The sequence below is a fragment of the Methylobacterium sp. genome, from assembly GCF_019750675.1.
Classification (GTDB): Bacteria; Pseudomonadota; Alphaproteobacteria; order Rhizobiales; family Beijerinckiaceae; genus Methylobacterium.
The window spans coordinates 1-9,333 of record NZ_JAIEOF010000071.1 but is presented as its reverse complement, the minus strand read 5'-3'; the positions used below and the strand labels follow the sequence as shown (position 1 = coordinate 9,333).

Annotated in this window: 8 protein-coding genes; 5 read left to right on the top strand and 3 right to left on the bottom strand. The window is 68.8% G+C overall.

Translation table 11 applies throughout. The features are described 5' to 3' along the window. Positions 1–908: ribokinase (locus K2X24_RS03805; protein ID WP_292494794.1), on the bottom strand; the 908-nt coding region annotated here is incomplete at its 3' end. Between the two features lie 54 nt (positions 909–962). Between K2X24_RS03805 and K2X24_RS03800 the strand changes: the two genes are divergently transcribed. After that, positions 963–1,772, top strand: a complete 810-nt coding sequence (locus K2X24_RS03800) for a GntR family transcriptional regulator (protein WP_292494793.1) — start codon at positions 963–965, stop codon at positions 1,770–1,772. 27 nt (positions 1,773–1,799) lie between these two features. On the opposite strand, the gene poxB is transcribed toward K2X24_RS03800, so the two are convergent. Together poxB and K2X24_RS03790 are read right to left on the bottom strand one after the other, a co-directional pair. Continuing rightward, positions 1,800–3,560: a ubiquinone-dependent pyruvate dehydrogenase gene (gene poxB / locus K2X24_RS03795; RefSeq protein ID WP_292494791.1), complete on the bottom strand. Its 1,761-nt coding sequence runs from the start codon at positions 3,558–3,560 to the stop codon at positions 1,800–1,802. A 126-nt stretch (positions 3,561–3,686) separates the two neighbouring features. Further along, a complete protein-coding gene (locus K2X24_RS03790) occupies positions 3,687–4,043 on the bottom strand; it encodes a hypothetical protein (protein WP_292494789.1) in 357 nt (118 codons plus the stop codon). Positions 4,044–4,458: 415 nt separating this feature from the next. On the opposite strand from K2X24_RS03790, the gene ilvD reads away from it, so the two are divergent. The 4 genes from ilvD to K2X24_RS03770 all read left to right on the top strand — a co-directional run. After that, positions 4,459–6,189 carry a dihydroxy-acid dehydratase gene (ilvD, locus tag K2X24_RS03785; protein ID WP_292494787.1) on the top strand — a complete coding sequence of 577 codons (1,731 nt, stop codon included), beginning with the start codon at positions 4,459–4,461 and terminating at the stop codon, positions 6,187–6,189. Then, positions 6,176–7,078 (top strand): tetratricopeptide repeat protein, encoded by a 903-nt coding sequence (locus K2X24_RS03780; RefSeq protein WP_292494785.1) that lies wholly within the window; start codon positions 6,176–6,178, stop codon positions 7,076–7,078. The genes ilvD and K2X24_RS03780 overlap by 14 nt, the downstream gene beginning before the upstream one ends. 602 nt (positions 7,079–7,680) lie before the next feature. Further along, positions 7,681–8,775, top strand: coding sequence for a DegT/DnrJ/EryC1/StrS family aminotransferase (locus K2X24_RS03775; RefSeq protein ID WP_292494783.1), 1,095 nt, complete (start codon positions 7,681–7,683; stop codon positions 8,773–8,775). Further along, the coding region (locus tag K2X24_RS03770; RefSeq protein WP_292494781.1) for a class I SAM-dependent methyltransferase at positions 8,772–9,333 on the top strand (562 nt) is incomplete at its 3' end. The genes K2X24_RS03775 and K2X24_RS03770, both read left to right, overlap by 4 nt.

Here is a 9,333-nt window from a genome sequence, read left to right as displayed (position 1 = left end):
AAGGCCTCGAGGGCACGCGCTTTCGGGAACGCATCGAAGGCTCCGAACCGGCAGGTGGCGAGCGCACCGCAGGCGGCCGCCTGCCTGAGCACGCTCTCCAGCGGCTTCCCGTCGAGCAGGCCCGCGATGAGGCCGGCCGAGAAGGCGTCGCCCGCGCCCACGGTATCGACCGCCGCGACCGCGAAGGCCGGTTGCCGGATGGGCGGCGAACCTGGGCGGAACGCGACCGCACCCCGGACGCCCAGCGTCACGACGAGCAATTCGAGGCCACCGTCCAGCAGGGCCGCGATGGCGGGCGTCGCGCTGCGTGCCTCGGCGATGCCGTCGGGATGACCGAGGCCGAGTTCAGCCGCCTCGACGGCGTTGAGGACGAGGATCGTCGTGTCGGCCAGGATCGCGGGGTCGAGGGCGCGGACGGGAGAGGGGTTGAGAAGGGTGCGGATGCCCCGGGCCCGCGACAGGACGAAGGCCTCCCGGATGGGCGCATCCGGGGATTCGAATGTCGCGGCGACGAGATCCGAGGCCTGCAGGCGCGGGGCGAACCCCAGGACGTCCTCCGCCGTGAGGGCGAGGTTGGCGCCGAGACAGACCGCGAGGCAGTTTTCGCCGGTCGGATCGATGAAGGCGACCCCGGCGCCCGTCGAGCCCGCTCGGGGCACGAGCATACCGGTGGAGAATCCGACCTGCGCGAAGGTCGACCGGACCACGGGAGAGAAGACATCCTCACCGACCGCGAAAATTCCGTCCACGTCGAGGCCGAGGCGATGGGTGGCCAGCGCGAGGTTGAAGCCCTTCCCGCCCGGCTCCGCGAGGAAGGCGGAGCCTCCGAGGGATTCTCCTGCCTGCGGCAACCGTGCGACCTTCACCGAACAGGCGATCACGAAACTGCCTACGACGAAGACTCGCATGGAGCACCCCGGCCTGATCCGCTATGGATGACTCGTACAGAAGGTCGGTGAAACGTGCGCCGGAAAATTCGGACGGGACAGGGCGATGTCGAGCCGGATCTCGCCGTCGGTGATCGCCCCTCGGTGCTGTCCCTCCTGCGGCTCCGGGACGATACCGCGATGCCCCTCTATCGCCAGATCGAGGGACAGCTGCGCGACCTGATCCTGTCGGGTTCCCTGCCGCCGGGCGTCATCCTGCCGGCGGAACGACAGCTGGCCGACAGTCTGGGCGTCAGCCGCGTCACGGTCCAGCGCGCCTATGCGGAACTCAGCGAGGACGAGCTTCTGCTGCCGCGCGGCCGCTCCGGCTTCCTCGTGCGTCGCCGTCCGGAGCCGGTGCGGCCCGGCATGGACCGCCTCAAGGGCTTCACCGAGGAGATGCGGGAACTCGGAAAGGTGCCATCCTCGCGAATTCTGGAGCGGACGGTCGCGGAGGACCGCTCGATCGCCTCGATCTTCGGCCTCCCATCCACAGCCCCGTTCCTGAAGCTGACGCGGGTGCGCTCCGGCGACGGCGTGCCGATGTCGCGGGAGGTCGCGTGGTACAACATCCGGGCCGTGCCCGCCCTCGAGGACGCCGACCTCTCGGGTTCGGTCTACGCCTTCCTGGCCCAGCACGAGGCGGGCCGCCTCGTGCGCTGCGAGCAGACGGTGGAGGCGACCATGCCGACGGCGGCCGAATGCGAGATCTTCGCGTTCGAGAAGCCGCTGCCCTGCCTGCTGATCAAGCGACACAGCTACAACCGGGACGCCGTCATGGTCGAGTATGTCGAGGGCCTGTTCCGGGGCGATGCCTATCGTTACCGGGTCGATCTGACCCGGTAGGCCGACGGGACGGCCCGGGTCGCGCCGTCACCGCAGAAGATTGGTCTTGGCCAAGTCGAGCACGGAATCCCCGCGCCCGCTCATCACGGCACGCAGCACGTAAAGGCTGAAACCCTTCACCTGCTTGCCGTCGATCTTCGGAGGCATCGAGAGTTCCTGCCGGGCGACCACGCAGTCGAGGAGGGCCGGCCCCGGATGGGCCATCACCTCGCGCACGGCCGCCTCCAGCTCGGCCGGGTCCTCGACCCGGACGGCGTGGATCCCGGCGCCGCGCGCCATGGCGGCGAAGTCCGGATTGTCGAGGGACACGCCGGTCTCGATGTAGCCGGCGGCCTTCATCTCCAGCTCGACGAAGCCGAGGGTCCCGTTGTTGTAGATCACGATCTTCAGGGGCAGCTTGTGCTGGCGCAGGGTGAGGAGGTCGCCCATCAGCATGGCGAAACCGCCGTCGCCGGACAACGAGACGACCTGCCGATCGGGATAGGCCGATTGGGCGCCGATGCCCTGCGCCATCGCGTTGGCCATCGAGCCATGGACCCAGGAGCCGATGAGCCGGCGTCGGCCGTTCATCTTGAGGTAGCGGGCCGCCCAGATCGTCGGGGTGCCGACATCGGCCGTGAACACCGCATCGTCGTCGGCCGCCTCGCTGACGAGCTTCGTCAGGTATTGCGGGTGAATCGGCTGCTTGGCCGATTTGAGGCCGAACCAGCCCTTCGCCGGCGCGCCTGTCGCGAGATCGTCGAGGTCCTCCCGCGCCTTGGCGTAGTGCTTCAGGGCGGCGTCGAGGTGCTTGCGCTCGCGCTTGACGGTGAGCTTCGGCAGCAGCGCCCGGAGGGTGTCGTCCACGTGGCCGACGAGGCCGAGATCGAGCTTGCACCGGCGCCCGAGCTGGCCGGGGCGGATGTCGACCTGGGCGACTTGCGCGTCCTGCGGGTAGAACTGCCGATAGGGGAAATCGGTGCCGAGCATCAGCAGCGTGTCGCAGGACATCATCGCGGCGTAGCCCGAGGAGAACCCGATCAGCCCCGTCATGCCGACGTCGTAGGGGTTGTCGTACTCGACCACGTCCTTGCCGCCGAGCGCGTGGACGATCGGGCTCTTCAGAGCCTCGGCGAGCTGAAGCAGCTCGGCATGGGCCCCGGTGCAGCCGCGACCGCACAGCAGGGTGATCCGCTCGGACCCGTTGAGGAGGTCGGCCAGCGCGTTCAGGTCGGTCTCGGCGGGGCGCACCACGGGCCGGGGCGGGATCAGCCCGGCATTGGGCGCCACGCCGCGGGTCGGCGCATCCATCAGGGCGACGTCGCCGGGGATGATCACGACGGCGACGCCGGAGAGGCCGATCGCCGCCCGCATCGCATTCTCGAGCACCTGCGGCAGTTGCGAGGCGTCGCCCACCATTTCGCAGTAATGGCTGCACTCGCGGAACAGCTCGCCCGGATGCGTTTCCTGGAAGTAGCCCGAGCCGATCTCGGCGGTGGGGATATGGGCCGCGATGGCCAGCACCGGGGTGCGGGTGCGGTGACAATCGTAGAGTCCATTGATGAGGTGCACGTGGCCCGGACCGCAGGAGCCGGCGCAGACCGCGAGTTTGCCGGACAGCTGACTGTCGGCCCCCGCCGCGAAGGCCGCCACCTCCTCGTGCCGGACATGCACCCAATCGATGGTGCCGCGCGCTCGAAGCGACTCGGTGAGGGCGTTCAGGCTGTCGCCGACGATGCCGTAGATCCGCTGGATGCCGGCCTGGTCGAGGGTGTCGACGATGAGGTCCGCGACGGTGACGATCTTCATGGGGCACGGGCTCCGGTTGTCACGAGCCGAACCTTCACCGTCGCGGGGAGTTCCACCGGGGCCGTGTCCCCGGCGCAAATCTGCCAAGCGGGGCACACGCCGCGCGGGCGCTCCCGGCCGTGCCCCTCAGCAGCTGAGGCGTCGACCTTCGTTGCGCCCGAACTTCCGGTAGTGGACGGCGGCCGAGGGCATCTGGCCATTCTCGACCGCGCGCCGGACGTCGGGATTGCAGCGCAGGTACTCGCGCTCGTCGAATCCGTATTCCCGTCCGCGATCGCGGCGCCCGCGACCCTCGTCGTCCGAGGCCCGGCGGCGGTCGTCGCGGTCGTCGTAGCGGGAACCGCGCTCGCGATAGCCGTCGTCGCGCCCCTCGTAGCGGGAACCCCGGTCGCGGGAGCCGTAATCGCGGTCGCCGTAGGGCTGGGCGAGGGCCGGCCCCAACAGGGCGAGGCCGACCACCACCATTCCACCAAGCAGCTTCATGTCCCGTGTTCTCCGTGTTCGATGCGTTGAAACACCTTATGTACAGATTTGGTTCGGCAAATCGCTGCGTTCGATGACGTAGGGCCGCTCCGTGGTTCATCCGCGCACGCGGCACGCGCCGATGAGCCGGCTCGGGGCGCGAAGCGTGGCTGTGGCGGGGTCGCAACACCCCGAAAGCATCCAGACTTTGCCTTGGGAGCCCCAAGCCTCCGCCGCGATCCCGCCATAAACCGGGACCACCTCAGGAAGCGCGGTAAACGATAGTCCCCCCAACGATTTACCGCAGAGTTCAGACGCTTTCCGAGGTTCGGCTCCCGGGAGTCGCGCGCAAGCCCCACGGGGCACGCGCCGTCCCGTGCCCTCGGTCGCCCTGAAGTCAACCAAAGCGTATCAGGCCGGGGCGGCGAGACAGACGATGGACGCGCGTAAAACCGATAAGTCGAAGCTTCCGAGCCGCCATGTCACGGAGGGGCCCGAGCGCGCGCCCCACCGCTCGTATCTCTATGCCATGGGCCTGACGCGCGAGCAGATCCACCAGCCGCTGGTGGGTGTCGCCTCCTGCTGGAACGAGGCCGCCCCCTGTAACATCTCGCTGATGCGCCAGGCGCAGGCGGTGAAGAAGGGCGTCTCGGCCGCCAACGGCACCCCGCGCGAGTTCTGCACCATCACGGTGACGGACGGCATCGCCATGGGCCACGCCGGCATGCGCGCCTCGCTGCCTTCCCGCGAGGTCATCGCCGACTCGGTCGAGCTGACCATGCGCGGCCACGCCTACGACGCCCTCGTGGGGTTGGCCGGCTGCGACAAGTCCCTGCCCGGCATGATGATGGCCATGGTGCGCCTCAACGTGCCGTCGATCTTCATCTACGGCGGCTCGATCCTGCCCGGCTCGTTCCGCGGCCGTCCGGTCACCGTGCAGGACCTGTTCGAGGCGGTGGGCAAGGTCGCGGTGGGCGATATGAGCCTCGACGACCTCGACGAGCTGGAGCAGGTCGCCTGCCCGTCGGCCGGGGCTTGCGGCGCGCAGTTCACCGCCAACACCATGGCCACCGTCTCCGAGGCCATGGGCCTCGCGCTGCCCTACTCGGCAGGTGCCCCGGCCCCCTATGAGATCCGCGACAAGTTCTGCATGACGGCGGGCGAGAAGGTGATGGAGCTCATCGCCAAGAACATCCGCCCGCGCGACATCGTCACCCGCAAGAGCCTGGAGAACGCGGCGGCCGCCGTCGCGGCCTCCGGCGGCTCCACCAACGCGGCCCTGCACCTGCCGGCGATCGCCCATGAATGCGGCATCAAGTTCGACCTGTTCGATGTCGCCGAGATCTTCAAGCGCACCCCCTACATCGCCGACCTGAAGCCGGGCGGGCGCTACGTCGCCAAGGACATGTTCGAGGTCGGTGGCATCCCGCTCCTGATGAAGACGCTGCTCGACCACGGCTTCATGCACGGCGACTGCATGACGGTCACCGGCCGCACCATGGCGGAAAACATGGAGCGGGTGCACTGGAACCCGGACCAGGACGTCGTTCGCTCCGCGGCCACGCCCTTGACGCCCACCGGCGGCGTCGTCGGCCTGCGTGGCAACCTGGCTCCCGAGGGCGCCATCGTGAAGGTGGCGGGCATGTCGGAGGAGCGCCAGGTCTTCACCGGCCCGGCCCGGGTGTTCGACGGTGAGGAGGCCTGCTTCGAGGCCGTGCAGACGCGCACCTACAAGGAAGGCGAGGTTCTGGTCATCCGCTACGAGGGCCCGAAGGGCGGCCCGGGGATGCGCGAGATGCTCTCCACCACGGCGGCGCTCTACGGCCAGGGCATGGGCGACAAGGTCGCGCTGATCACCGACGGGCGCTTCTCGGGCGCCACCCGCGGCTTCTGCGTCGGCCATGTCGGGCCCGAGGCCGCCGTCGGCGGCCCGATCGGCCTGATCCGGGACGGCGACGTCATCACCCTCGACGCAATCAAGGGCACCCTCGACGTGGCGGTCTCGGACGAGGAATTCGCCGCGCGCCGCGCCGCCTGGAGCCCGCGCACCAATTCGGCGACCTCCGGCTACCTCTGGAAGTATCAGCAGACCGTCGGTCCGGCGGTGAACGGTGCGGTGACCCATCCGGGCGGCGCCGAGGAGACGCACACCTATGCGGACATCTAGGACAGCCCACGGCCGCGCCATGCGGCCGGCGCGGGCCGCCCGGGATCGGCCGCTGGCGCGCCTGGGCCGGCGGCTCGCCGCAGCGGCGGGGCTCGTGATGCTGATGGGTAGCCTGCCGGCGGCGGCCCTCGATGCCACCGCCCGGACACCGGTGCCCGGCGGCAGCTACCGCAATGCCCGCGAGGCCTTGCGGACGGGCGTGCGCGACTACAATGCGGGCGACAAGGAAGGCGCCGCCCGCGCCCTCGAATACGCGGCCGACCAGGGTCACGCCTTGGCGCTGTGGAAGCTCGGCCGCATGTATGCCGAGGGCGACGGCGTTCCGCACGACGACCTCAAGGCCTTCGAGTTCTTCTCGCGCATCGCCGACGACACCACCGACGACGGGCCGGACGCCCGGAACTCGGGCGTGGTGGCGAGCGCCTTCACGGCTTTGGGCACCTACTTCCTCGACGGGATCAAAGGCACCTACGTGCGCCCGAATCCCGAGCGCGCCTACGACATGTTCAACTACGCGGCCTCGTATTTCGGGGATCCGAACGCGCAGTACAACCTCGGCCGGCTCTACCTCGACGGCACCGGCGTCGACACCGACGCGCGTCAGGCCGCGCGCTGGTTCAACCTCGCCGCCGAGAAGGGCCATGCCCCCGCCCAGGCTCTGCTCGGCCAGATGCTGGTCAACGGACAGGGCGTACCGGCCCAGCGGGCCCGCGGCCTGATGTGGCTGTCCCTCGCCCGGGAGGCCGCACAGGGTCGCAAGGACGACTGGATCATCGCCCTGTTCGACAAGGCCTGGGCGGCCGCGAACGAGGACGACCGCGCCGCCGCGATGGCACAGGCCTCGCAGGCAACGACCCAAGTCACCGGCTCCGCGCGCCGGCGCCGCTGACGCGCCCGCGGTGGCGACTTCACCGGGTGCGTGGCTTTGATCCTCTCGTGACGGCGACGCTTGGCCCTCGCGACGCCTGTCCGCAATGACCGACTGAAAACGGCTTCGTCCTTCGACGCGCATGGTGCGCGCGCGTCATGCGAGCGCAGGCAAAACGACCGAGGCGCTCAGATTGCCCGTGATGAACGCGCGCCTGTAAATTTTTATCTCCGGCACAATACTGGATCGGCCATCTCGGAAAGTCGCGCTTCCGAAAGCGCTTCTTCATTCGTTCATCCGAGACTTGATACGTACGTATTTTTAACGTGTAGACGCATCTTTTCTACGAAATACCACTTCGATCACAAGCAAGGGATACCGGTCTCCGGGCCCTGGCATGTAAAGCGCGACCTCTGTACGGATAGGCCGACCAACACGCCTTGCTGCGCGTCGCAATCTGTTTCGTCACACAGGTCCAGTCGCGTCGGATACGGTATTCGGGAGCCGACTCAATTTCTGGTCCTGTGTTCACTGATCCGGTTCCGGATCCTCCCGGGGGCTTACCGGTACATCCGGCATCGCCGATCCGGCTCATTCAACCGAATCCGCCACGCCTGAGCACGATGACGCGGGACCTCGAGGCGATCGAGGCCTCCGGGCGCTTCAGCAATTACGGGCCCGTGAACACGCGGCTCGAGCAGGCACTGGTCCGAGACCTGTTCGGGGGAAACGGCGCCTGCGTCACGGTGTGCAACGCCACCCTCGGCCTGATACTGGCGATCCGCCAAGCCATCGATGCGTCGCGGCAGCCGGCGCTGCGGCACGCGCCGGCCTACGCGCTCATGCCGGCCTTCACCTTCGCGGCCACGGCGCACGCGGCCCTGTGGTGCGGGCTGACGCCGCTCCTCTGCGATATCGACCCGGAATCCTGGATCGCCTGCCCGGAGGCGGAGCGTGCCCTGGTCGAGCGCTACGGCGAAGCCATCGCGGTAATCGTCCCCTGCACCACCTTCGGATGCCCCATCGATCGCACGCACTACGAGCGTCTGGCGGCCTCGATCGGGGCCGCCATCGTCGTCGATGCGGCCGCGGCGGTGGGCACGCGAGACATGGACGGGCTGAGCGTTGGCGCGGGTTGGCGCGCACCGAGCGTGTTCTCGATGCACGCGACCAAGCCCTTCGCCACCCTTGAGGGCGGGTTCGTCTACTCGGCCGACCCGGACCGCATCGAGGGTCTGCGCGCCATGGCCAATTTTGGGTTCGACGGCGCACGCTCGGCGATCATGCCTGGTCTCAATGCCAAGATGAACGAGGTGACGGCCGCCATGGGCCTTGCCCGGATCGAGGCGATGCCGGAGATCCTGCTTCGTCGCGAGACGCTCGCGCAGGCCTATCGGGCGCTGCTCCCCGAACTGGCGTTCCAGGAGTGTTGCGCCGTATCCCAGGCGCATGTCTTCCTGCCGGCCCTGTTACCGCGCTCGGTGCCTGGGGGACGCGCCGCGTTGCTCCGCCGTGCCGCGCAGGCGGGCATCGAACTCGGGACGTATTATGCGCCGCACCTGGGTGACCAACCCTATTTCTGGGAAACCTGCCTTCGTGGCGATCTTCCGGTCACCGCCGATGTCAGCGCGCGGATCGTCTCCCTGCCCCTGCACGAGGGGCTGGCGCTGGGAGATGTCCGTCGCGTCGCGACCCTGATCAAGGAAGCCTGCCTGTGAGCACCACGCCGAACGCTCCCGAAACGGTGGCGCTCTACGATGCTTTCGCGGCGGATTACGACCGGCGCTTCGACTCGGAACCCCTGCGGCGGATCTACGAGCAGCTGGGCTGGGAACGCGTCGCAGCGCTATTGCCGCCCGAGCCCGATGACATCGTTGATGTCGGCTGCGGGACGGGCCGCACCGTGGAGCGTCTCCTGTCCCTCGGCCATACCGTCACGGGGATCGAACCCTCAGCGGCGATGCAGGATGTGCTGAAGGCCAAGCTCGCGGGCTGGGCCGGCCTCACCCTGCTGCCGCAGACCATGGAAGCGGCGGATATCGAGCCGGGCCGGGCCGGGGCCGTGCTGGCGATGGGATCGCTGCAATACGCGCCCGATCCCGACGCGATGATGCGGCGGTTCGTCGAGTGGGTCCGACCAGGGGGCCTCGTCTGCGTGATGGTGGATTCCAGCGTCGCCCTGACCTTCGAGCTGCTGCGCCTGAAACGGCCCGAGGAGGCGGTGCTGCGCCTCGAGGAGCAGCGTGGCGTCTTCGCCTATGCGGGCCGCCGCTCCG